Origin of the sequence: Aeromicrobium sp., assembly GCF_032084975.1 — a bacterium.
Lineage (GTDB): Bacteria > Actinomycetota > Actinomycetes > Propionibacteriales > Nocardioidaceae > Aeromicrobium.
This window is the reverse complement of the sequence record NZ_DAMDLR010000016.1, coordinates 1-21,400: the sequence shown is the minus strand read 5'-3', so window position 1 is coordinate 21,400 and position 21,400 is coordinate 1. Positions and strand designations below refer to the sequence as shown.

24 protein-coding genes and 1 tRNA gene are annotated in these 21,400 nt (G+C 70.9%); 15 read left to right on the top strand and 10 right to left on the bottom strand.

Annotation, left to right across the window (positions count from 1 at the left end):
• Positions 1-34 precede the first annotated feature (34 nt).
• From RT323_RS06105 to RT323_RS06085, 5 genes are all read right to left on the bottom strand, one after another.
• Positions 35-1,501 (bottom strand): penicillin-binding protein 2, encoded by a 1,467-nt coding sequence (locus RT323_RS06105; protein ID WP_313405916.1) that lies wholly within the window; start codon positions 1,499-1,501, stop codon positions 35-37.
• A complete protein-coding gene (locus RT323_RS06100) occupies positions 1,498-2,883 on the bottom strand; it encodes an FtsW/RodA/SpoVE family cell cycle protein (protein ID WP_313405913.1) in 1,386 nt (461 codons plus the stop codon). The genes RT323_RS06105 and RT323_RS06100 overlap by 4 nt, the downstream gene beginning before the upstream one ends.
• Positions 2,880-4,187, bottom strand: coding sequence for a protein phosphatase 2C domain-containing protein (locus RT323_RS06095; protein ID WP_313405911.1), 1,308 nt, complete (start codon positions 4,185-4,187; stop codon positions 2,880-2,882). Before RT323_RS06095 ends, RT323_RS06100 begins: the two co-directional genes overlap by 4 nt.
• A complete protein-coding gene (locus RT323_RS06090) occupies positions 4,188-4,664 on the bottom strand; it encodes an FHA domain-containing protein (RefSeq protein WP_313405910.1) in 477 nt (158 codons plus the stop codon).
• Between the two features lie 188 nt (positions 4,665-4,852).
• Positions 4,853-5,563: a DUF3662 and FHA domain-containing protein gene (locus RT323_RS06085; protein WP_313405907.1), complete on the bottom strand. Its 711-nt coding sequence runs from the start codon at positions 5,561-5,563 to the stop codon at positions 4,853-4,855.
• Positions 5,564-5,758: 195 nt separating this feature from the next.
• Here RT323_RS06085 and RT323_RS06080 point away from each other — a divergent pair.
• The 3 genes from RT323_RS06080 (at position 5,759) to RT323_RS06070 (ending at position 6,919) form a co-directional block, all read left to right on the top strand.
• Positions 5,759-5,841, top strand: a tRNA-Leu gene (locus RT323_RS06080).
• Between the two features lie 128 nt (positions 5,842-5,969).
• On the top strand, positions 5,970-6,320 hold the full coding sequence (locus RT323_RS06075) for a TA system antitoxin ParD family protein (protein WP_313405905.1): 351 nt from the start codon (positions 5,970-5,972) through the stop codon (positions 6,318-6,320).
• On the top strand, positions 6,317-6,919 hold the full coding sequence (locus tag RT323_RS06070) for a zeta toxin family protein (RefSeq protein ID WP_313405997.1): 603 nt from the start codon (positions 6,317-6,319) through the stop codon (positions 6,917-6,919). Before RT323_RS06075 ends, RT323_RS06070 begins: the two co-directional genes overlap by 4 nt.
• Before the next feature lie 60 nt (positions 6,920-6,979).
• Here the strand turns inward: RT323_RS06070 and RT323_RS06065 are convergent, their stop codons facing one another.
• Positions 6,980-7,279: a DUF4235 domain-containing protein gene (locus RT323_RS06065; RefSeq protein ID WP_313405902.1), complete on the bottom strand. Its 300-nt coding sequence runs from the start codon at positions 7,277-7,279 to the stop codon at positions 6,980-6,982.
• Positions 7,279-7,572 carry a WhiB family transcriptional regulator gene (locus RT323_RS06060; RefSeq protein ID WP_313405900.1) on the bottom strand — a complete coding sequence of 98 codons (294 nt, stop codon included), beginning with the start codon at positions 7,570-7,572 and terminating at the stop codon, positions 7,279-7,281. The genes RT323_RS06065 and RT323_RS06060 overlap by 1 nt, the downstream gene beginning before the upstream one ends.
• 125 nt (positions 7,573-7,697) lie before the next feature.
• Here RT323_RS06060 and RT323_RS06055 point away from each other — a divergent pair, with 125 nt between their 5' ends.
• The 4 genes from RT323_RS06055 to RT323_RS06040 are packed head-to-tail and all read left to right on the top strand — an operon-like array spanning position 7,698 to position 10,810.
• On the top strand, positions 7,698-8,579 hold the full coding sequence (locus tag RT323_RS06055) for a MerR family transcriptional regulator (RefSeq protein ID WP_313405899.1): 882 nt from the start codon (positions 7,698-7,700) through the stop codon (positions 8,577-8,579).
• A gap of 5 nt (positions 8,580-8,584) precedes the next feature.
• Entirely contained in the window at positions 8,585-9,391 is an 807-nt protein-coding gene (locus RT323_RS06050) for a crotonase/enoyl-CoA hydratase family protein (RefSeq protein WP_313405896.1), read from the top strand.
• A 50-nt stretch (positions 9,392-9,441) separates the two neighbouring features.
• The gene (locus RT323_RS06045; protein WP_313405894.1) at positions 9,442-10,206 is read left to right on the top strand and encodes a class I SAM-dependent methyltransferase; all 765 of its coding nucleotides are present in this window, start codon (positions 9,442-9,444) and stop codon (positions 10,204-10,206) included.
• Between the two features lies 1 nt (position 10,207).
• The gene (locus RT323_RS06040) at positions 10,208-10,810 is read left to right on the top strand and encodes a YigZ family protein (protein ID WP_313405892.1); all 603 of its coding nucleotides are present in this window, start codon (positions 10,208-10,210) and stop codon (positions 10,808-10,810) included.
• Between the two features lies 1 nt (position 10,811).
• Here RT323_RS06040 and RT323_RS06035 read toward each other — a convergent pair whose 3' ends face one another.
• A complete protein-coding gene (locus RT323_RS06035; protein WP_313405889.1) occupies positions 10,812-11,330 on the bottom strand; it encodes a TetR/AcrR family transcriptional regulator in 519 nt (172 codons plus the stop codon).
• Positions 11,331-11,458: 128 nt separating this feature from the next.
• Here RT323_RS06035 and RT323_RS06030 point away from each other — a divergent pair, with 128 nt between their 5' ends.
• The 4 genes from RT323_RS06030 to RT323_RS06015 all read left to right on the top strand — a co-directional run bounded on the left by RT323_RS06030 (position 11,459) and on the right by RT323_RS06015 (position 15,336).
• A complete protein-coding gene (locus RT323_RS06030) occupies positions 11,459-12,964 on the top strand; it encodes an MFS transporter (protein ID WP_313405887.1) in 1,506 nt (501 codons plus the stop codon).
• 18 nt (positions 12,965-12,982) lie between these two features.
• Entirely contained in the window at positions 12,983-13,792 is an 810-nt protein-coding gene (locus RT323_RS06025) for a hypothetical protein (protein ID WP_313405884.1), read from the top strand.
• 22 nt (positions 13,793-13,814) lie between these two features.
• On the top strand, positions 13,815-14,300 hold the full coding sequence (locus RT323_RS06020; protein ID WP_313405882.1) for an NUDIX domain-containing protein: 486 nt from the start codon (positions 13,815-13,817) through the stop codon (positions 14,298-14,300).
• A gap of 151 nt (positions 14,301-14,451) precedes the next feature.
• Positions 14,452-15,336, top strand: coding sequence for an EamA family transporter (locus tag RT323_RS06015; protein ID WP_313405880.1), 885 nt, complete (start codon positions 14,452-14,454; stop codon positions 15,334-15,336).
• Here RT323_RS06015 and RT323_RS06010 read toward each other — a convergent pair.
• Positions 15,293-15,847: a TetR/AcrR family transcriptional regulator gene (locus tag RT323_RS06010; protein ID WP_313405878.1), complete on the bottom strand. Its 555-nt coding sequence runs from the start codon at positions 15,845-15,847 to the stop codon at positions 15,293-15,295. The two genes, RT323_RS06015 and RT323_RS06010, sit on opposite strands and share 44 nt — an antisense overlap.
• 52 nt (positions 15,848-15,899) lie before the next feature.
• On the opposite strand from RT323_RS06010, the gene RT323_RS06005 reads away from it, so the two are divergent.
• Genes RT323_RS06005 through RT323_RS05995 form a run of 3 tightly spaced genes read left to right on the top strand, consistent with a single transcriptional unit; the run spans position 15,900 to position 20,151 of the window.
• A complete protein-coding gene (locus tag RT323_RS06005) occupies positions 15,900-17,432 on the top strand; it encodes a carboxyl transferase domain-containing protein (protein WP_313405995.1) in 1,533 nt (510 codons plus the stop codon).
• Between the two features lie 5 nt (positions 17,433-17,437).
• Positions 17,438-19,225 carry a biotin carboxylase N-terminal domain-containing protein gene (locus RT323_RS06000; RefSeq protein ID WP_313405876.1) on the top strand — a complete coding sequence of 596 codons (1,788 nt, stop codon included), beginning with the start codon at positions 17,438-17,440 and terminating at the stop codon, positions 19,223-19,225.
• Positions 19,225-20,151 carry a hydroxymethylglutaryl-CoA lyase gene (locus tag RT323_RS05995; protein WP_313405875.1) on the top strand — a complete coding sequence of 309 codons (927 nt, stop codon included), beginning with the start codon at positions 19,225-19,227 and terminating at the stop codon, positions 20,149-20,151. The genes RT323_RS06000 and RT323_RS05995 overlap by 1 nt, the downstream gene beginning before the upstream one ends.
• A 23-nt stretch (positions 20,152-20,174) precedes the next feature.
• On the opposite strand, the gene RT323_RS05990 is transcribed toward RT323_RS05995, so the two are convergent.
• On the bottom strand, positions 20,175-20,852 hold the full coding sequence (locus tag RT323_RS05990; protein ID WP_313405872.1) for an EcsC family protein: 678 nt from the start codon (positions 20,850-20,852) through the stop codon (positions 20,175-20,177).
• 82 nt (positions 20,853-20,934) lie between these two features.
• Between RT323_RS05990 and RT323_RS05985 the strand changes: the two genes are divergently transcribed.
• Positions 20,935-21,400: hypothetical protein (locus RT323_RS05985; protein WP_313405870.1), on the top strand; the 466-nt coding region annotated here is incomplete at its 3' end.

Sequence of the window (21,400 nt, the reverse complement as noted above, 5' to 3'; positions counted from 1 at the left end):
GGTGTCCAGTCTCCCAAAGGGTGGGTGGGGTTCCTCATCGCAGGACGGCCTCCATCACGGCACGGGCGATCGGCCCACCGAGTCGGCCACCAGCGATGTCGTTGGTGTTCTGTGCGGATTCGACCAGCACCGCCACGGCGACCTCGGGGTCGCTCGCGGGGGCGAAGCCGATGAACCAGGCGTAGGGCGGTCGGTCGGGCGCGGACTCCGCCGTGCCGGTCTTGCCGCCGACGTCGACGCCGGGGATCGCGGCCGGGGAGCCCGTGCCGTTGTCGACGACCGAGACCATCATCGAGCGCAGCTCGCGGGCGTCACCCGTGGGCATCGCCTGCTCGAGCTCGACCGGTTCGGGCTGCTCCAGGATCGACAGGTTGGGAGCGCGGACGGTGCGCACGAGTCGCGGCTTCATCAGCACGCCGTCGTTGGCCACCGCGCCGGCCACCATCGCCATCTGCAGCGGGGTGGCGGCGACCTCGTACTGGCCGATGCCCGACTGGGCCAGCTGGGGTGCCTCGAGCTCGACGTCGGGGTCGGAGGTGAACCGGCTGGCGTTGCTGGCGACGTCGTCGATGGGACGCTCGCCGAACCCGAACCTCTCGGCCTGCGCGGCGAGGTCGTCCTGGCCGACCTTGCCCGCCAGCCAGCCGAACGAGACGTTGCACGAGACCTCGAGCGCGCGTTGCAGGCTGATCGGGTTGCCGCCGCACGTGCTGCCGCCCTGGTTGGGCAGCTTGTAGTCGATGCCGGGGAAGCCGAGCGTGGCGCCGCCGCGGACGTCGCTGTCGGCGTCGAGGCCCAGCTCGGTGATGCCGGCCGCGGCCGTGACGACCTTGAAGGTCGACCCGGGCGGCAGCGTGGTCTGGGCACCTCGGTTGGTCATCGGCTCGGAGTCGTCGGTGCTGAGGCGCTCCATGGCCGCGGTGACCTTGCTCAGGTCGTGGCTGGCGAGGCTGTTCGGGTTGTAGGTGGGCTGGCTGACCATCGCCAGCACGTCGCCGGTCTGGGGATCGAGCGCGACGACGGCTCCGCGCGTCTCCTCGCCGAGGTCGGCGAGTCCGTCGAAGGCGGCCTTCTGCGCGGCGGGATCGAGCGTGAGCTCGACGCTGCCCCCCTGCGGCTGGTCGTTGGAGATGACGTCGATGACCCGGTTGACGAACAGGCGGTCGTCACTGCCGGAGAGGATGCTGTTGTAGCTCCTCTCGATGCCGGCCTGCCCGTAGACGTAGGAGAAGTAGCCGGTGACCGGGGCGTAGAGCTTGGGGTCGGTGTACCGACGCTGGAACTGCCACTTGTCGTCGACCGGCACGGACTCGGCGATCGGCTCGCCGTCGACGATGATCGCACCGCGCTCGCGGCTGAACTCCTCGTCGATGACGCGGCGGTTGCCCTCCTTGGCGTTGAGGTCGTCGGCCTGCACGAACTGCACGACGTTGGCGTTGAGCAAGAGGGCCAGGAACATCACGAGGCACGCGACGGCCATGGCGCGGATCGGCTTGTTCACGAGAGCCTCACCACCTGGGTGTCCTCGTCGCCGGTGAGCGGGGTGGAGTCGGGCGCCGGTCGGCGCGTTTGGTCGCTGATGCGCAGCAGCAGCGCCACGATGATCCAGTTCATGATGATCGACGAGCCGCCCGCAGCCAGGAACGGCGCGGTGAGTCCGGTCAGCGGGATGAGGCGCATGACGCCGCCGGCGACGACGAAGACCTGCAGGGCGAACGAGACCGACAGGCCCACGGCGAGCAGCTTGCCGAAGGCGTCACGGCAGGTCAGCGCGATGCGCAGGCCGCGCTCGACGAAGAGGCCGTAGATGAGCAGGACGGCCATGAGTCCGGCCAGGCCCAGCTCCTCGCCGATCGAGCTGAGGATGAAGTCGGAGAAGCCGAACGGGGTCAGCTCGGGGCTGCCCTGTCCCCAACCCCGCCCGAGCAGGCCACCGTGTCCGAGCCCGTAGAGGGCCGTGATGATCTGGTAGTTCTTGTCCGGATCGGCCCACGGGTCGATCCAGGCGTCGAACCGGTCACGGACGTGACCGAACGCCACGTAGCCGAAGTACGCGCCGCCGGCGAACAGGACGCCGCCCACGACGAGCCAGCCGGGGCGCTCGGTGGCGACGAACAGCATCACCACGAACAGGCCGAAGAACAGCAGCGAGGAGCCCAGGTCGCGCTGGAAGACCAGGATGCCGATGCTGATGAGCCAGCCGATCAGGATGGGTCCGAGGTCGCGACCGCGCGGCAGGTCGATGCCCAGGATGCGCCGCCCGGCGAGCGCCAGCGCGTCGCGCTTGGCGACGAGGTAGCCCGCGAAGAAGATCGCCAGCGCGATCTTGGCGGCCTCGGCCGGCTGGAAGCTGAAGGGGCCGAGCTGGATCCAGATCTGGGCGCCGCGCTTGGCGTTGCCGATGACCGGCAGGATCGGCAGGACCAGCAGCACGATCGCGCCGAGGCCGAACGTGTACGTGTACTGCTGGAGGCGGCGGTGGTCGCGGATCAGCGCCAGCACGGCGACGAACATGATGATGCCCAGCACCGTCCAGCGCAGCTGGCCCTGCGCGAACGGGCCGTAGGGCGAGCCGACGCGCTCCAGGCCCAGGTCGATCCGGTAGATCGTGACCAGGCCGATGCCGTTGAGGGCGACGACGAGCGGCAGCAGGACCGGATCGGCGTACCCGGCGAAGCGTCGTACCGCGACGTGGGCGCCGAGAGCGACCACGGCGTAGACCGCTCCGACGGTGTAGATGCCCGCCGGGACCTGACCGTCGAGGCCCAGGCCGACGGCGGCGTACGAGCCGATCCCGATCGCGATCGCCACGAGCAGCAGGCCCAGTTCCGCGGTTCGGCGCTTGCGCGGGATCCACGTGGGGCTGGAGGACCGAGCGCTCATGGCGTCTCCGTGGGCACGGGGGTGGGCCGAGTGCGGCGGGGCGTGGGCGTGGGCGTCGGTGTCGGTGTCGGCTCGGTCACCTGGATGCTGAGGTTCGTGACGATGCGCTTCGCCTCGTCGCGGTCGGACGCGGCGATGCCGGCGGCGACGCGATCGCGCTGGTACGCGGGCAGGCTGTCGATGCGCACGCCGGTGACCTCGTCCACCTCGGAGAGCGAGAACCCACCGACCGAGACGTCGACCCCGCGATGGATCGCGACCAGGTCGCCCGAGGGGGCGACGAAGTACTGGCGCTGGGACCAGTCGTAGGCGTACGCGCAGGCGCCGCCCACGAGGCCCAGGATCACCAGGCTGGCCAGCAGCCAGCGCACCCACCGTCGCCGGGGAACGGGCCGCGGCGCGTAGCGGAGCTCCTCGGGATCGGGCTCGGGCTCGTTCATGCCCGTGGCGCCGATCGTCCCGCGGGCGGAGGCCGCCGAGCCGCTGCCCGTGCGGGGACGGGGCTGGGACGTGGCGGCACCGGTGATCTGGGGACGGCCGTCGGCGCACGAGAGGTCCTCGTCGAGCGGCTCGTCGGAGGACACGAACTCGGCGATGACGACCGAGACGTTGTCGTAGCCGCCGGCCTCGAGTGCTAGGCGGATCAGCTCGGTGGCGGCGACGTCGATCGTCTCGGACTTCATCACCCGCTCGATCGTCTGGTCGTCGACCATGTCGCTGAGGCCGTCGCTGCACAGCAGGTAGCGGTCGCCGGGCGCGGGCTGGAGCCACGTGAAGTCGGGCTCGAAGTCGTCCCGGCCGAGGATCGCCTTCAGCAGCAGCGAGCGGTGCGGGTGGACGCGCGCCTCCTCGGGCGTGATCCGTCCCTCGTCGACGAGGCTCTGGACGAACGTGTGGTCGGTGCTGAGCTGGCTGAGGCGGCCTCCGCGCAGCCGGTAGGCGCGGGAGTCGCCGATGTGGGCGACGGCCAGCTTCTCGCCGTCCCACAGCATCGCCTCGAGCGTGGTGCCCATGCCCTCGACGGCCGGGTCGTCGGCGATCAGCTCGGCCAGGCGGTGGTTGGCCCGGGCGACCGCGTCGCGCATCGCGTCGAGCGCGTCACCATCGGCGTCGGCATCGAGGTCGCGATCGAGCTCACGGATCTCGGCCATCGTGGCCGATGAGGCCAGGTCGCCGGCCGCGGCACCACCCATGCCGTCGGCGATCACGAGCAGGCGCGAGCTCGCGTAACCGGAATCCTGGTTGTTGGAGCGGCGCAGACCGACGTCGGTGAGCGCCACGTAGCGATAGGTCAGCGGCGCCATCTACTTGCGCAACTCCACGATCGTCTTGCCCAGTCGCACCGAGGTGCCGATCGCGACGGGCTCGGGCGAGGTGATGCGCTGACTGCCGATGTAGGTCCCGTTGGTCGAGCCGAGGTCCTCGACGAACCACTGCTCGCCGTTGGTGGCGAAGCGTGCGTGGCGGGTGGAGACGTAGTCATCGTCGAGGCGGATGGCCGCGTCCGTGCCGCGACCGAGCAGGATCGGCTCGGTCCCGAGCGGGACGCTCTGGCCGGCGTTGGGGCCGTCGACGATCTGCAGGGTGCGTGGCGCGCCGCGGACCCGCTTGGTGCGCTTGGCCTTCTGCGGCTTCGCCTGCTTCTGGCCCTTCGGTGGCTTGGGCGTGGAGACCTTGGTGCCGAAGATGTCAGTGCGGATGACCGAGACGGCCGAGAGCACGAACAGCCACAGGACCGCCAGGAAGCCCAGCTTGATCAGGGTCAGGGTCAGCTCGCTCATCGCGCCACCGCCTCAAGAGCAGGAACGTAGGTCGATGGCGCGATTCGTCGATCTGAATCGTTCACTCGCTGGCGCTCGCTCATCGCGCCACCGCCTCAAGTGCAGGATCGTAGGTCGATGGCGCGATTCGTCGATCTGAATCGTTCACTCGCTGGCGCTCGCTCATCGCGCCACCGCCTCGGTCCGGCTCATACGGCCTCCTCGCTCAGGTGCACCGCGATCGTGGTGTTCCCGAGTCGGATGGTCGAGCCGTTGCGCAGGAAGGCAGCGTCGACACGGCGGCCGTCGACGATGACGCCGTTGGTCGAGCCGAGGTCGCGGACCTCGACGCCATTGCCCAGGAAGGAGATCTCGGCGTGGTTGCGGCTGATGCCGGGGTCGTCGATCTTGAGGTCGACCGACGAGCCGCGGCCGATCGTGATGCCGGGCGGGTTGACCGGGTGGCGCAGGCCGCCGATGTCCAGGACGACCTTGGCCCGGCGGACGGCCGTGTCCGTGATGGGCTCACCGCGCACCGGGGTGACGGACGCGTTGGAGCGGCTGACGATCGTGAACCGGCCGGTGTGCAGGTCCTCGTCGAGCGCGAACTCGATGTGGATCGGGCCGGCGGCGGTGTAGTGCTGCTCGGCGATGTGCTCCTTGAGCAGCGTGGCCAGCTCGGTGGACAGGGTCGCGCCGTACGGGGCGAGCCGGTCGTGGTCGGCGGGCGACAGCTCGACGGTGAAGTCGTTGGGGACGAGCGTCCGCTCGCGGCTGAGGATCGTGGCGCTGTTGTCGACCTCGCGCTGGAGCGCCGCGGCGATCTCGACCGGCTGGACGGCGCTGCGGAAGGCGCGCGCGAAGGCGCCGGTGACGGCACCCTCGAGGCGCTTCTCGAAGCGTTGCAGCACTCCGGCCACGGGTGGTCACCTCCTCAGGCATGCGGGCATCGTCGACGGGGTCGTCCCGTTGATCGTATCGACACGCGACCACATCGGCGCCGCACACGGGTGCGAGCCGCCGCGAAGGCTCCCGCTCGCGGCCGGTGACCCACCCGGTTCATGACCCGAGGATGTCCTGTTAGAATCTGACGTCGGTCCGGTTCGCCGGATCATGCGCGAGTGGCGGAATGGTAGACGCGCTGGCTTCAGGTGCCAGTGTCCGCAAGGGCGTGGGGGTTCAAATCCCCCCTCGCGCACACGACGAGAAGCTCCCGGATCCTCAGGATCCGGGAGTTTTCTCGTTGGATGAGTCGAGAGCCGGGCCCGTTCGAACGCGTGCTGATCGTGTAGCAGAGTGCTACGCTCGCAGGACGGAGGTGGTTCGGTGAAGACGTCACCCACGCGCCTGGAGCCCGACGTCGTCGAGGCGGCCAAGGTCGCGGCCCCGAAGATGAGCCGCAGCACAGCGCAGCAGGTCAACCACTGGGCGCGCATCGGTCGCGAACTCGAGCTGTCGCCGAGTATGAGCCACCGCGGTGTCTCCGACGTCCTGGCCGGTGTTCGACGCTACGACGAACTGGACGCCCGTTCACAAGCCCTGGTCCGCGCCGGGTGGGGCGAGCGCATGGCAGAAATCCGTGCAGACCTCGACCTCGCTGCGGAGTTCACGGCGACAGGCCGCACGTGGACCGAGGTCGACGATGACGGCAACCTCGTCGTGCGGGGCGAGTCCTGACTGCGAGCGAACCTTCCGAGGGCGCCGACCCGGTCCTGCACCTGTTGGCGGGACCGAACGGCGCAGGGAAGTCGACCCTGTTCGACCGTGTCATCGGGCCGGTCACGCATCTGGAGTTCGTGGACGCGGACGTGATCGCGCGGCGCGAGTGGCCCGGCGCCGAACTCGAGCACGCGTACGAGGCCTCCGCGATGGCAGCGGCGCGGCGCACCGAGTTGCTCGACACGCACACGTCGTTCGCCACCGAGACGGTCTTCAGTCACGACAGCAAGGTCGATCTGGTGCGTGAGGCACGGCGACGCGGATACCTGGTCCACCTCCACGTCGTGGTGGTCCCGGTCGAGCTCTCGGTCGCACGTGTCGCGGAACGCGTGGGCGATGGTGGCCACGATGTCCCTGAGGTGAAGATCCGGGACCGCCATGGGCGTCTGTGGTCCCTCGTCCTGGAGGCCATGCCGTTCTCCACCCGGACGACCTTCTACGACAACTCGCGTGCCGACCGCCCGTTCGCGGCGATCGCGGAATTCGAAGGAGCGACGCCGATCGGTCCCGCAACGTGGCCGCGGTGGGCACCGACGAAGCTGATCGAGCTCCACTGAAGCCAGAACGGGCCGGCCCATCACCGAAGTGACGAACCGGCCCGTTCTGAGAGGCCGTGTCTAGTCGCCCGGCCATTCACCGGTCGCCTTGGCGAAGGCCTTGGCCCCCTGGCGCTCGACGATGGCTCGGATGCCGGAGAAGATCGCGCCCTGGATGACCGCTGCGAGCAGGATCTCCTTGAACGGGAACTCCGACTGGGTCGGCCCGGGCACGTCACCCTCGCTGTTCGGGCTGGCGCGCTTCCACACCTGCTTGAACACGGCCGTGGCGATGAGGCCTGCCACGATCGACGAGAGCAACCCGACGGGCTTGTAGAGGATCTTGGCCGACGTGCTGCTGCCGGCCTTCTGGCGCGCCATCAGACCGCAGCGGCGGTCTGACGCCGCGTGAGGATCTCGGCTCGCTCGGACTCGGTCAATCCACCCCACACGCCGTACGGCTCATGGACCGCCAGCGCGTGTTCGCGGCAGCGATCGATGACCGGGCATGTGGCGCAGACGGCCTTGGCTGCCTCTTCACGGCGGTGACGCTTCATGCCGCGTTCGGCTTCAGGTGAGAAGAAAACCGATGAGTCGGCGCCCATGCATGCACCGTCCCACTGCCATTCGTATGACTCGATGATCGGCGACGGGAGTCGCTTGATGTTGACCATTTTCCTGCCCCTTCCCCAAGGGTGAGGACTGACACGGGCTGGGGTGCTCAACCCGGTAAGTAGTCCGACCGTACTAGTCAAACTATTCATTGGTCAACCACCCTGAATAAGTTTACGCTCTGTTCATGCATCGCCGATGGACGGTGGGCGCCCTCTCCACCATGTTGGGGATAGCTGCGCCCACGCTGCGCACGTGGGAGCGCCGTTACGGCGTGGGCCCCACGTTCCGCACGGCGGGAGGACACCGGCGGTACACGATCGTCGACGCCGACCGCGTCGCGCTCATGGCCCGACTGATCGAGAGCGGCGTGGCCCCGAGCGAGGCCGCCGAGCGGGTCAAGCGCATGTCGCCCCACGAGGTCGCGTCGGCCGTGGGGGCCGGCATCGAGGGACTGCGGGCATCGGCTCACGACTACGCGATGACCGGGATCCTCTCGGGCGCCCGCGAGTTCGACGGGCCCGCGGTCCAGGAGGCGGCCGAGCACGCCCTGGCCCAGTTCGGCATCGAGGACGCGTGGGACTCGACGATCGCGCCCGCCCTGATCGAGGTCGGCCTGCACTGGGAGGACGGGCGACTCGGCGTCGCCGCCGAGCACCTGGTCAGCTCGCGCCTGCTCTCGGCACTGCGCTCGATCGCCCACGACTTCTCCGTGACCGGCTCGCCGCGCGTGGTGCTCGCCAGCGCCGAGGACGACCAGCACAAGCTGCCCATCGTGGCCCTCGGGGCCGCCCTGGCCAGCCACGGTCACCCGGTCACCGAGCTCGGCTCGCGCCTGCCGCTGGACTCGCTCGAGGCGTTCGTCGAGAGCACCGACCCGGCGGTCGTGTTCCTCTGGTCGTCCGTCATCTCTCCCGAGGCCGATCAGCTCGAGCGCCTGCGCCAGCTCGGCGAGCGGACGCGGCTGCTGCTGGGCGGCAGCGGATGGCCCACCGAGGTCGTCACCTCCCACTCGTTGCGTCAGGCCGTGGAGCAGGTGCGAGAGGCGCTCGGCGACGAACTACCCTGATGCCCATGTCCGAACCGCATGTCGTCACCGAGATCGAGGGGCCCGTCGCCCACGTCTGGCTCAACCGCCCCGACAAGTTGAACGGCATCACGTTCGACGTGCTCGACGGCCTCCTGGATGCGGCCGACCGCATCGAGGCGGACCCGAACGTGCGGGCCGTCCTGCTCGAGGGTCGCGGACCGTCGTTCTGCGCCGGCCTGGACTTCGCGTCGGTGATGACGGACAAGAAGCGCGTCGCCCGCTATTTCATGCCCAACCCGCGCAAGGGCACCAACCGCTTCCAGCAGCCGCTGTGGGCGTGGCGCGAGCTGTCGGTCCCCGTCATCGCGGTGACCCGCGGCCACGTGTTCGGCGGCGGCATCCAGCTCGCCCTCGCAGCCGACTTCCGGTTCACGTCGCCCGACTGCCAGTGGTCGATCCTCGAGGCGAAGTGGGGCCTCGTGCCCGACATGAGCGGCACGGTCGCCCTGGCCGAGCTGGTCGGCGCCGACCTCGCGAAGCGCCTCACGATGACCGGTGAGATGTTCTCCGGAGAGCGGGCCGTCGAGTACGGGATCGCCTCCGGCGTGGCCGAGGACCCGACGAAGCCGGCGCTGGAGCTGATCGACCAGATCATCGCTCGCTCGCCCGACTCCGTGGCTGCCTCGAAGCGGCTGCTGAACGAGACGCGCGGCGCCCGTCCGCGACGTGCCTTCGCCCTCGAGCGCAAGCTGCAGAAGGCGATGTTCAAGTCGCCCAACACGGCGATCGCACGCGAGGCCGGCATGTCCAGGAGCGAGCCCGAGTTCGGTCCGCGCACCTTCGGACGCTGAGCACGGCGCGGAGGTTCGTTCCGTTCCCGCGTGATTGTTAGGGTTGCCCGGTGAACGAGGACAAGCCCAGCAAGAAGGTCGCCGACCAGTACGACCGGGGATACGACTACACCCAGTACTGGAACAACCGCGACTACGAGAACGCCGCCGAGCAGGTGGCGATCCGTCGTCTGCTGAAGGGCCGCCGGTTCGCGAAGGCGGCCGACGTCGGCGGCGGTTTCGGCCGGCTCGCGCTGCTGCTGCGCGAGTACGCCGACCGCGTGACGCTCGCCGAGCCCAGCCAGACCCAGCTCGACGCCGCCGAGACGTTCCTGGCGGGCACCGACATCATCAAGCAGCGCCAGCAGGCCGACGCGCTGCAGTTCGCCGACGGCGAGCTCGACCTGATCACGATGGTGCGGGTCATGCACCACATCCCCGAGCCCACCGACGAGTTCGCCGAGATCGCCCGCGTCCTGGCGCCGGGCGGCACGGCCATCATCGAGGTCGCCAACTACGGCCACTTCAAGAACCGTCGCGCGTTCAAGAAGGCCGGCAAGGCGCTCCCGAAGGAGCCCGTCAGCATCCGCACCGTCGCGGCGGACCAGCCCGACGCCATCGCCTTCGTGAACCACAACATCGACACGGTCGTCGGCCAGCTCGCCGCTGCGGGACTCACCCTGAAGCAGAAGCTCTCGGTCTCGAACCTGCGCAGCCAGACGCTCAAGCGCTTCGTGCCCTCGCCCCTGCTGGTGGGTGTCGAGCGCGTCCTGCAGAAGCCGCTCGCCAAGAGCGACTTCGGTCCCTCGATCTTCTTGGAACTGCGCAAGAACTGAGGTGGCGACCTACCGCACGATCGATCGCCCGCTCGGCGGCACCGCCGAGGCCGAGATCGTCGTGTCGAGGTCACGCTTCCTCGCTCGGGCCTGCCGCGTCGAGGACGAGGCGGCGGCGCGAGCATTCGTGGCGGACGTGCGATCGGCCGACCATGACGCGCGGCACCACTGCACGGCGTTCGTGATCGGGCCCGACGGGTCCCTGCGCCGCAGCAACGACGACGGCGAGCCCTCGGGCACCGCCGGGCGTCCCATGCTCGAGGTGCTGACCGGCCGCGATCTCAGCGACGTGGTCGTGGTCGTCACGCGCTGGTTCGGGGGCGTCCTGCTCGGGACCGGGGGCCTGGCGCGCGCCTACGCCGACGCGACCGGCGCCGCGCTCGACGCCGCAGGGACGAGACCGCGCGTCCTGTGGCAGCGCGCACGGGTCGTCGCGCCGATCGCCGAGGTCGGCTCGATGGAGGGACGGCTGCGTCGCGACACCGACGTCGTCGACGTGGCGTACGAGGCGGATCGGGTCACCTGGACCGTGGCGGTGACCGACGTCGACGTCCTCGACCGCCTGTCCTTCGAGGTCCTCGAGCCGATCTGGCGCGACGGCTGAGTCACAGCAGTCGGGACAGGACCTCGCGGACCTGGTCCATCGAGGCTGCGTCGCCGATGCCCGCCGAGTCGTGGAAGTACAGGCCCTCGCCGATCAGCATGATCGTGCGAGCGAGGGCGGCGTCTCCGAGGTGGTCGTTCAGCGCACCGAACCACGCGGCGCGGATGTCGGCCATCGCCGCCCGGGCGCCCGGGTCCTGGTCCTGGGCGATGCGGGCCCCGGCGATCAAGGCGCGGTCGAAGTCGCTGCCGGAGTCGACCGAGGTCTCGAGGTAGAAGTCGACGGGACCCTCGGGCGCCTCGCGCATCCGCTCGACGTCCTCGTCGGCCTGGCGGCGCAGGCGCTCGATCATCGCGTCGACGAGCGCCTCCTTGCTGTGGAAGTGGTACAGCAGTCCGCCCTTGGAGACGCCGGCTTCGGCGGCGACGGCGTCGAGGGTCGCGGCGCGGCTGCCGGCCCCGACGATGATGAGCTCGAAGGCGTCGAGCAGCCGGTCGCGGGTGCTGCGCTCCTCGGACATGGTGGCCAGCCTAGTGAATGGAGAGCCAGGTCGGCGGATGTCACCCTGGCCGGACCCGCGACCCGCCGTGACCACTGTCATACGAGCGCGTTTTGGAACTGTACCGTCTGGTCGGTACAGTTGGTGAAATGGCCATCTACACCCCCTCGACCCAGCGCGCCGGCCGACGCGAATGGACCGCCCTCGCGGTGCTCATGCTGCCCGTGCTGCTGGTCTCGGTCGACAACACCGTCCTGTCGTTCGCGCTGCCCGAGATCAGCCGCGAGCTGAGGCCGACGGGCAGCCAGCTCATGTGGATCGTCGACCTGTACGCCCTCATGCTGGCGGGCCTGCTGATCGCGATGGGCAGCCTCGGCGATCGGGTGGGCCGTCGCCGGATGCTGGTGTGGGGATCGGTCGGCTTCGGGGTGGCCTCCGCGCTGGCCGCGTTCAGCACGACTCCCGAGATGCTCATCGCAGGTCGCGCGCTGCTCGGCTTCTTCGGCGCCGCCCTGATGCCGTCGACGCTCTCGCTGATCCGCAACATCTTCGAGGACGCCCGCGACCGCCGGACGGCGATCGCGGCGTGGGCCGCGATGTTCTCCGGCGGTGCCGTCCTGGGTCCCGTCATGGGCGGCTACCTGCTCGAGCACTTCTGGTGGGGCTCGGTCTTCCTCATCAACGTCCCGATCATCGTCGTCTTCGTCCCGGCCGCCCTCGCCGTGGTGCCGGAGTCGCGCGATCCCCAGCCGGGCCCGTTCGACCCGGTGTCGATCGTGCTGTCCCTGCTCGCGATGGTGCCGCTGGTCTTCGCGATCAAGCACGGCGCCACGTCGGGTCTGGACGAGACGACCCTCGCGGCGCTCGGCCTGGGCGTCGGTGCGGGATGGCTGTTCATCCGCCGCCAGCAGCGCAGCGCCTCGCCCATGCTCGACCTGACCCTGTTCCGCAACCCCGTCTTCAGTGGCGCCCTGGTCGCGAACGCCCTGAGCCTCATGGCGCTCGCCGGCTTCCTCTACTTCGGCGCGCAGCTGCTGCAGCTCGTGCTGGGCCTCTCGCCGCTGGAGTCCGCGCTCGTGCTGGTGCCGGGCTCGGTCGCCACGATGGTGGCCGGCTTCGCCGCGGTCCGCATCGTCGACCGCGTCCCGCCCCGCACCCTCGTGCCGCTGAGCTTCATGCTGTCGGCCAGCGGCTACGCCATCGCGGCGTTCACCGGGCACCCGACGGTCGTGTCGGTCGCGGTGGCCTTCACGATTCTGGGGATCGGCATCGGGTTCGCCGAGACCATCACCAACGACCTCATCCTGTCGAGTGTGCCGCCGCAGAAGGCGGGCGCGGCGTCGGCCATCTCCGAGACCGCCTACGAGATCGGCGCCGTCCTCGGCACTGCCGTGCTCGGCAGCGTGCTCACGGCGACGTTCCGGTCGCACCTGACCGTGCCGTCCGTGGCGCGGTTCGGCGAGCAGGAGAACGCGTTCGAGACCCTCGGCAGCACGATGGAGTTCGCCCAGCGGTTCTCGGCCCCGGTCGAGGGCTGGATCCATGCCTCCGCCACGTCGGCCTTCGACCTCGGGGTCCAGTTCACGGCGGGGGCGGCGATCTTCATCGCTCTCGCGGCCGCGTGGGTGTCGCGACGCGCCCTGCGCCACGCCTGAGGCTCCTAGACTCGGGCCATGCGTGGCCGGATCGCGCTCCTGGTCCTCCTGCTCGTGGTGGCGGGATGCTCGGGTGCGCCCGAGCGGACCCCGCCGCCGGACGGCCTGACCGCGAACGTCATGCAGTACCGCGGGAAGCGACTCACGCGTGACATCGCCGTCGCGATCACGAACGGCACCGATCGCGAGGTGTCGCTGACGCGGATGCGCCTGATGTCGAACCGCTGGTCCGAGCCCGTCCGGTGGTCCGGGACCGAGGACGTGGGGGCGGGCTTCGGCACCGGGATCGACGTCGACCCGCCCACGGGCGGGTGCCCCGACGGGGCGGACCTCACGATCGACGCCGACTTCACGTACGAGTACGACGGTGAGGAGCGGCGCTCGACCGTTCCCGTGACGGACCCCCATGGGGTGCTGCGCGACCTGGTCGACGGCGACTGCGGCCAACGCGCCTTCGACGAGGCCGTGGACCTGTCGATCGGCCCGCCGACGATCACGCGGAACCGCTGGACGGCCGAGGTCCGGTTGACTCCGACGGGCGATCGGTCGGACGTCGTGCTGCTCGGCCTCGCGCCCACGATGCGGTTCGACTTCGGGTCGCGCACCCCGACGGAGGTCGAGCTGGACCTGTCGCGCCCCCAGCGGCTCCTGCTCGACGTGACGATGGGCCGGTGCGACCCGCACGTCGTCGCCGAGGACAAGGTCGGCACCCGCTTCGGTGCGCGCGTGCGCACCGCCGGGATCGAGCACGCCTACTTCACACTCGACCTGGACGAGGACGTACGCGCCTCCCTCGAGGACTTCTACGCCGAGCGCTGCCGGCTCTGAGGGCGGCTGCCAGACTGGCCGCGTGACCGATCGCTACTCACCCGAGGACCACCTTGGCGAGCGCACCTCGCTGATCGCCGCCGCCTACGTCGTGCTGCGGCGAGGGGACGAGGTGCTGCTGCAGCAGCGTGCCGGCACGGGCTACCGCGACGGGTACTGGGCGGTGCTGGCCGGCCACGTCGACCCCGGCGAGTCGGCGCACGAGGCCGCGGTCCGCGAGGCCCACGAGGAGGCCGGCGTCACGATCGACCCCGCCGCCCTGCGGCCACTGACGACGCTGCACCGGTTCGAGCGCGGCGGGCCCGCCGTCGAGCAGCGCGTCGACTTCTTCTTCGAGGCCACGCAGTGGTCCGACGAGCCGTCGCTGCGCGAGGCCGACAAGGCGACGGCGATGCGCTGGTTCGCCCTCGACGCCCTGCCCGACCCGGTGGTCCCGCACGAGCTCGACCTGCTGCGCCTCCTGCAGGCCGGCGCCACCGTCCCGCCCGTCATCTCGTTGCCGCTGTGACCGGTGGCGGGCGGGGAGCGGTGAGCAGGCGTCCGTTCCCGGCGCGAAACGGACGCTGAGTCACCGCCCTCCCGCACCACCGGCGGGATCTCGGCGAAGGTTGGCGGTCGGCTGGGACCCGAGGGTCCCCGGACGCTGGCAGGATGAGGCGGTGACCCGTCGCGACAGTCTGCTGGCCGTCCTCGTGGCCGTGCTCTGGGGCTGCAACTTCGTGGCGATCCACGCCGGCCTGCAGGACGTGCCGCCGTTCCTGTTCCTCGCGATTCGGTTCACCCTCGTGGCGTTCCCGCTCGTGCTCTTCGTGCCGCGGCCGCAGGCATCCTGGCAGGCGGTCGTCGCGGTCGGCGCGTTCATGAGCCTGGGCCAGTTCGCGTTCCTCTACCTCGCGATGGACATCGGGATGCCCGCCGGGCTGGCGGCTCTCGTGCTCCAGGCGCAGGTGATCTTCACGATCGTGCTCGCGCGGCTCGTCCTGCGCGAGCACGCGTCCGCGCGACAGTGGTGGGGTGCCGGCATCGGGACCGCCGGGCTCGCGATCGTGGCGTGGGGCTTCGGGCTCGACGCGCCGATCGTCCCGCTGCTGGTGACCGTCGCCGCCGCGCTCTCGTGGGGGATCGGCAACGTGGTCGCCCGCGCGGCGAAGGTCTCGTCCGGGCTCTCCCTCGTGGTCTGGTCCGCCGTCGTCGTGCCGGTGCCGTGCCTGGCCCTGTCGGTCGCGGTGGAGGGTCCCGCCGAGATCGGCGCGGCACTCGACGCCTTCGGCTGGCAGGCCTGGGTCAGCACGCTCTACACGGTCGTGCTGTCCTCACTGGTGGGCTACACGATCTTCAACGGCCTGATGGCGCGCCACCCGGCCGCCAGTGTCGTCCCCTACATCCTGCTCGTGCCCCCGGTGGGGGTGCTGGCCTCGTGGCTCGCCCTCGGCGAGGTCCCGGCCCCGTTGGAGTGGGTCGGCGGCATCGTCATGATGGCCGGGGTCGCGATCGCGACCGTCACGCGCCGGCGGACTCCAGTGCCGATCGCGCCATCGCCCTGAGGAGGTGCGCCATCGCGTCCGCGCTGATGCGGGCCGAGTGCGGCGTCGAGTTGATGAGGCCGAAGACGGCCTGGGCGGCGGCCCGCGCGGTGGCCCGGTCGAGCCCCGGGCGCAGGGCCTGCAGGGCCGACACCCACTCGTCGACGTAGGCCAGCTGCAGCTCGCGGACGGCCTGCTGCGCCGACTCCGACAGGTTGGACCACTCGCGGTCCTGGATCACGATCAGCGCCGGGTGGGTCAGCGCGAACTCGACGTGCCACGCGACCAGCGCGTCGAGGGCCGTGTCGTCGTCGCCGGCCTCCGAGCGCCGCCGTCGTCCCTCGGACAGGAGTCGCTCGCTGATCGAGGTCAGGGACTGGGCCAGCAGGTCGTCCTTGCCGGCGAAGTGCTTGTAGAGCGCGGGACCCGAGATGCCGCAGGCCTCGCCGATGTCGTTGACCGAGACCCCGTGGAAGCCGCGCTCGGCGAAGAGACCGGCGGCCGTCTGGAGGATCTGGTCACGGCGGCTCACGGCGAGAGCATAGCAGGGTAGGTTAATGAGTGTTAACCTACGAGCCGTGAACATGCGAGAGCTCGTCGCCGAGCTGCGAGAGCGTACGGCGACCGCGCGACAGGGTGGGTCCCAGAAGGCCCGCGACCGGCACGTCGCTCGCGGCAAGCTGCTGCCGCGCGACCGGGTCGACCGCCTGCTGGACCCGGGATCGCCCTTCCTGGAGATCGGCGCGCTCGCCGCGTACGACATGTACGGCCCCGACCCGTACGCCGTTCCCAGCGCGGGCATGATCGCCGGCATCGGCCGGGTGTCGGGCCGCGAGTGCGTGATCGTCGCCAACGATGCCACCGTCAAGGGCGGCACCTACTACCCGCTCACGGTCAAGAAGCACCTGCGCGCCCAGACGATCGCCGCGGACAACCACCTGCCGTGCCTCTACCTGGTCGACTCCGGCGGCGCGTTCCTGCCGATGCAGGACGAGGTCTTCCCCGACCGCGACCACTTCGGCCGGATCTTCTTCCACCAGGCGCAGATGTCCGCGCGGGGCATCCCGCAGGTCGCGGCCGTCATGGGCTCGTGCACCGCGGGTGGCGCGTACGTCCCCGCGATGAGCGACGAGACGGTCATCGTGCGGGACCAGGGCACGATCTTCCTGGGTGGTCCCCCGCTGGTGAAGGCCGCCACCGGCGAGGTCGTCACCGCCGAGGAGCTCGGCGGCGGCGAGGTCCACGCCAAGGTCTCGGGCGTCGTCGACCACCTGGCCGAGGACGACGACCACGCGCTGCAGTTGGTGCGGTCGATCGTCGGCACGTTCGCCCGCCCCACCCAGCCCTCGATCACGCGCCGCCCGGCGCTGCCGCCGCGCGAGGATCCCGACGAGCTGTACGACGTCGTGCCCGTCGACTCGCGCACGCCGTACGACGTCCGCGAGGTGATCGGCCGGATCGTCGACGACTCGCGGCTGCACGAGTTCAAGCCGCTCTACGGCGAGACGCTGGTGTGCGGGTTCGCGCACATCGACGGCTGGCCCGTCGCGATCATCGCGAACAACGGCATCCTGTTCAGCGAGTCCGCACTCAAGGGCGCGCACTTCCTCGAGCTGGCCAACCAGCGCGGGATCCCCCTCGTGTTCCTGCAGAACATCACCGGCTTCATGGTCGGCAAGGAGTACGAGAACGGCGGCATCGCCAAGGACGGCGCCAAGCTCGTGACCGCGGTCGCCTCGAGCGTCGTGCCCAAGTTCACGGTCGTCATCGGCGGCTCGTTCGGTGCGGGGAACTACGGCATGTGCGGCCGCGCGTACGACCCGCGCTTCCTGTGGATGTGGCCCAACGCCAAGATCTCGGTGATGGGCGGCGAGCAGGCCGCCTCGGTCCTGGCGACCGTCCGCGGCGACTTCGAGTCGCCCGAGGCCGAGGAGGACTTCAAGGCCCCGATCCGCGACCAGTACGAGACCCAGGGCTCGGCCTACTACTCCACCGCTCGCCTGTGGGACGACGGGATCATCGATCCGGTCGACACCCGCCGCGTGCTGGCGCTCGGCCTCTCGGCCGCCTCCCACGCCCCCGTTCCCACGCCGAGCTTCGGCATCTTCCGGATGTGACTGACATGGCCCTCGAATCCGTCCTCGTCGCCAACCGTGGCGAGATCGCCGCCCGCGTCCTGCGAGCCTGCCGCGAGCTCGGGATCCGCGGCATCGCCGTCCACGTGGCCGGCGACACCGCCCACCTGTCCCATGCGGACGACGTCATCGAGATCCCGTCCCATCTCGACGGCGCGGCGATCGTCGCCGCCGCCCAGGCCACGGGCGCGGCCGCGATCCACCCCGGCTACGGCTTCCTGTCCGAGAACGCGCCGTTCGCCCGCGCGGTGGCCGACGCGGGTCTCGTGTTCGTCGGGCCCGACGCCGACGTCATCGAGCTGATGGGGCGCAAGGACCGGGCTCGCGAGGTCGCCGAGCGCGCCGGCGTCCCGGTGACCCCGCGCTTCGATCCCGAGAGCGTGCCGGCCGATGCCTACCCCATGCTGGTCAAGGCCGCCGCCGGTGGCGGCGGCAAGGGCATGCACGTCGTGCGCCGCGCCGAGGACCTCGAGTCCGCGCTGGCCACGGCGGCGCGCGAGGCGCGCTCGTCCTTCGGCGACGACACCCTGCTGGTCGAGAGCTACGTCGAGGGCGGTCGCCACGTCGAGGTCCAGGTCTTCGGCGACCGTCACGGCCACGTCGTCCACCTCTTCGAGCGGGACTGCTCGGCACAGCGCCGTCACCAGAAGGTCGTCGAGGAAGCACCGGCGCCGGGACTCGATCCCGAGGTGCGCGACCGCATCCTGGCCGCCGCGGTCGACCTGTGCCGCGAGGTCGGCTACGTCGGCGCCGGGACGGTCGAGTACCTCGTCAAGGGACGCGACGCGTACTTCCTCGAGATGAACACGCGCCTGCAGGTCGAGCACCCCGTGACCGAGGAGGTCACCGCGACCGACCTGGTGCACTGGCAGCTGGCCGTCGCCGCCGGAGAGCCGTTGCCGCTGGCCCAGGACGAAGTCACGTGCACGGGCCACGCAATCGAGGTCCGGGTCTACGCCGAGGACCCGTACGCGGGATTCCTCCCGCAGGCGGGCGTCGTGCGCGAGGCCTGGTGGCCCGATGCCCGCGTCGAGACCGTGGTCGAGGACGGCACGCGGGTCACGTCCTCCTTCGACCCGATGCTGGCCAAGGTCGTCGCCACGGGTGAGGACCGGGACGCCGCGATCGCCGCCATGACGGAGGCGCTCGACGAGACCGCGCTGTTCGGCCTGACGACCAACACGGGCTTCCTGCGCCGGCTCGTCGACTCCGCCGACTTCCGCGAGGGCCGGGTCGACACCGGCTACCTCGACGCGCACCCCGACGACCTGCTCGCCGCGCCGCCCGTCCCGCGGGCCGCCGTCGAGTACGCCGCCACGATGCTGTGGCCCGAAGCCGGCGACGGCTGGCGTCTCGCCGGCGACGCGGCCCCCGTGGTCCTGCCCGTCGTCGACGAGGCGGGCGAAAGGCACGAGGTGGCCGGCTCCACCGCGTTCCCACCCGGTCCCGGGACGACGGACGGCGTCCGTGCATGGGTCGCCGTCGAGGGTCAGCCGTGGGTCTTCGAGCGGCCCGACGGCACCAGGCGGCCGCGCGTCCTGCACGCGGGCGACGCCGAGGTCACGGCCCCCATGCCGGGCACCGTCATCGCCGTCGAGGTCACCGAGGGCCAGCAGGTCGTCGCGGGCGATCGGCTCGGCGCCGTCGAGGCCATGAAGATGGAGCTCGCCCTGGTGGCCCCGCACGACGGTGTCGTCACGCAGGTCGCGGCCAGCGCGGGAGCGCAGGTCAAGATGGGTGAGCTGCTGTTCCACGTCGAGGCCCCGGAGGACTGATGAGCGTGCTGCCGATGGTCGAGCGCGACCCGAGCCTGCCCGAGCGGGTCACGATCTTCGAGGTCGGCCCCCGCGACGGCCTGCAGAACGAGGCCGGCCTCGTCCCGGTCGACGCCAAGGTCGAGTTCATCGGCCGGCTCGTCTCGGCGGGACTGCCGATCGTCGAGGCCACCAGCTTCGTCCACCCGAAGTGGGTGCCCCAGCTGGCCGACGCCGCCGAGGTGGTGGCCCGGCTGCCGATCGACGGTCCGACGCCCCTGCCGGTGCTGGTGCCGAACGAGCGCGGACTCGACCGGGCCCTCGAGTCCGGGGTGCGGCACATCGCGATCTTCGCCAGCGCCACCGAGACGTTCGCGGCCAAGAACCTCAACAGCACGGTCGAGGACCAGTTCACGATGTTCGCCCCCGTCGTCGAGCGGGCGCTCGCCGCGGGGATGGACGTGCGCGCGTACGTCTCGATGTGCTTCGGCGATCCGTGGGAGGGTGCGGTCGACCCCACCCAGGTCGTCCGGGTCGGAAGCCGCCTGCTCGAGATGGGGGCGACCCAGCTGTCGATCGGCGACACGATCGGCGTCGGGACCGCGGCCCACGTCGCCCGGCTCGTCCAGGGGTTCGCCGGCGCCGGAGTCCCGGTCGACCGGCTGGCGATGCACTTCCACGACACGTACGGACAGGCGCTCGCCAACGCGCTGGCGGCGCTGCGGTGCGGGATCACGACCTTCGACGCCTCCGCGGGCGGACTCGGAGGCTGCCCCTACGCCGAGAGCGCGACCGGGAACCTGGCCACCGAGGACCTGGTCTGGATGCTGACCGGGCTCGGCATCGAGCACGGCGTCGACCTGGAGGCGCTGGTGAGCACGAGCCGCTGGATGGCGGGAATCCTCGGTCGCGAGAGTCCCTCGGCCGTCGTCCGGGCGCTGGGCTGAGTCGAACAGGCGGGCGGGCCGACTCAGCGAGTCCGCAGGCGACGGTCGCGAAGCTCGGACTGCGCGTAGCGCCCGACCTGCCAGGTGCCGAAGCCGTCGGCGCCGGCGCCGACGGCACCGCCCAGCAGCGGGATCTTCTTGCCGGCCAGCATGAGCGCCCGGCGACCGATCGTGCGGCCCACGAGCTCGCCCGTTACCTCTTTCGCGATCGTGTCGTCGAGCACGGGGTCGTGGACCGGCGAGGTCGCGAGTGCCATCGGCGAGGACGGCAGGCGCTTCTTCCTGACCATCTCGGTCACGGTGTCCTCGCCGAGCATCACCGCCAGGACCGCGTTGCGCACGCGCGGGTCCTCGAGGTCGTAGCCGCGCAGGTGCGCGATGCTCGCGACCAGGTGGCACTGGACGATCGTGACGCCCACGACGTTGGCCGGCACGGTGGCCGGTGCCAGCGCGATCCCGCCGAGGTTGGTGACGAAGCCCTGCAGGCCGGCCAGGCTGGTGTGGCTGCGCACCAGCGCGGCCACGGCCTTCTCGACGTCACCGCCGTGCGCCGCCAGCTTCGCACCGGCCGTCTCGATGACGGGCTTGAGCGGACCGACGCCGTCGATCGCCTTGTCGAGGACCGTGCGGACGTACCCGGATGCGACGGCGGGGACGGCGCGCGTCCCGGCCTCCCTGGCGATGCGGTCCTTCATTCCCATGGCGCAAGCATAGGAAGCACGGGCGAACTCGCGCGTCGAGCAGGAACGCGCGCCGACCGGTCGGCGCCCCTACTGTGTGCCCATGGCGCAAGAGCCCTTCTCCACGCGCGTGGCCGGGTCGCAGTGGCGCGCGCGGGCCGAGGCCTGGATCGGCGAGGCGCTGGCGGGAAACGGCATCACGGTCACGGGGAAGGCCGACCAGCTGCGCATCCGGCCCTGGTCGACGCAGATCACCGTGCCGACCGACCACGGTCTCGTGTGGTTCAAGGCGCCCTGCCCGTCGATGGCGTTCGAGGCCGCGCTGCAGGAGGCGTTGGCCCGTCTCGCGCCCGGCTCCGTCCAGGCGCCGCTGGCGATCGAGCCCGACGAGGGCTGGATGCTCACCCGTGACCACGGCCAGACCCTCGGCGACCAACGCGTCCCGACGGCCGAGGACTGGCGCCGCGCCGTGGCGCAGGCCGCACGGGTGCAGCGCTCGCTGGCCGGTCACCGCGAGGAGCTGCTCGCGACGGGCCTGCCGAACGCGGCGCCCAAGACGGTCGTGGACC

What these genes read in the sequence shown, in the direction of transcription:
- RT323_RS06035 (WP_313405889.1), bottom strand. Translation starts at nt 11,330, where the DNA reads ATGTCCGAGGAGCGCAGCACCCGCGACCGGCTGCTCGACGCCTTCGAG.
- RT323_RS06060 (WP_313405900.1), bottom strand. Translation starts at nt 7,572, where the DNA reads ATGGTCAACATCAAGCGACTCCCGTCGCCGATCATCGAGTCATACGAA.
- RT323_RS05990 (WP_313405872.1), bottom strand. Translation starts at nt 20,852, where the DNA reads ATGGGAATGAAGGACCGCATCGCCAGGGAGGCCGGGACGCGCGCCGTC.
- RT323_RS05995 (WP_313405875.1), top strand. Translation starts at nt 19,225, where the DNA reads ATGAGCGTGCTGCCGATGGTCGAGCGCGACCCGAGCCTGCCCGAGCGG.
- RT323_RS06090 (WP_313405910.1), bottom strand. Translation starts at nt 4,664, where the DNA reads ATGAGCGAGCTGACCCTGACCCTGATCAAGCTGGGCTTCCTGGCGGTC.
- RT323_RS06025 (WP_313405884.1), top strand. Translation starts at nt 12,983, where the DNA reads ATGCGTGGCCGGATCGCGCTCCTGGTCCTCCTGCTCGTGGTGGCGGGA.
- RT323_RS06100 (WP_313405913.1), bottom strand. Translation starts at nt 2,883, where the DNA reads ATGAGCGCTCGGTCCTCCAGCCCCACGTGGATCCCGCGCAAGCGCCGA.
- RT323_RS06050 (WP_313405896.1), top strand. Translation starts at nt 8,585, where the DNA reads ATGTCCGAACCGCATGTCGTCACCGAGATCGAGGGGCCCGTCGCCCAC.
- RT323_RS06065 (WP_313405902.1), bottom strand. Translation starts at nt 7,279, where the DNA reads ATGGCGCGCCAGAAGGCCGGCAGCAGCACGTCGGCCAAGATCCTCTAC.
- RT323_RS06055 (WP_313405899.1), top strand. Translation starts at nt 7,698, where the DNA reads ATGCATCGCCGATGGACGGTGGGCGCCCTCTCCACCATGTTGGGGATA.
- RT323_RS06030 (WP_313405887.1), top strand. Translation starts at nt 11,459, where the DNA reads ATGGCCATCTACACCCCCTCGACCCAGCGCGCCGGCCGACGCGAATGG.
- RT323_RS06095 (WP_313405911.1), bottom strand. Translation starts at nt 4,187, where the DNA reads ATGGCGCCGCTGACCTATCGCTACGTGGCGCTCACCGACGTCGGTCTG.
- RT323_RS06000 (WP_313405876.1), top strand. Translation starts at nt 17,438, where the DNA reads ATGGCCCTCGAATCCGTCCTCGTCGCCAACCGTGGCGAGATCGCCGCC.
- RT323_RS06005 (WP_313405995.1), top strand. Translation starts at nt 15,900, where the DNA reads ATGCGAGAGCTCGTCGCCGAGCTGCGAGAGCGTACGGCGACCGCGCGA.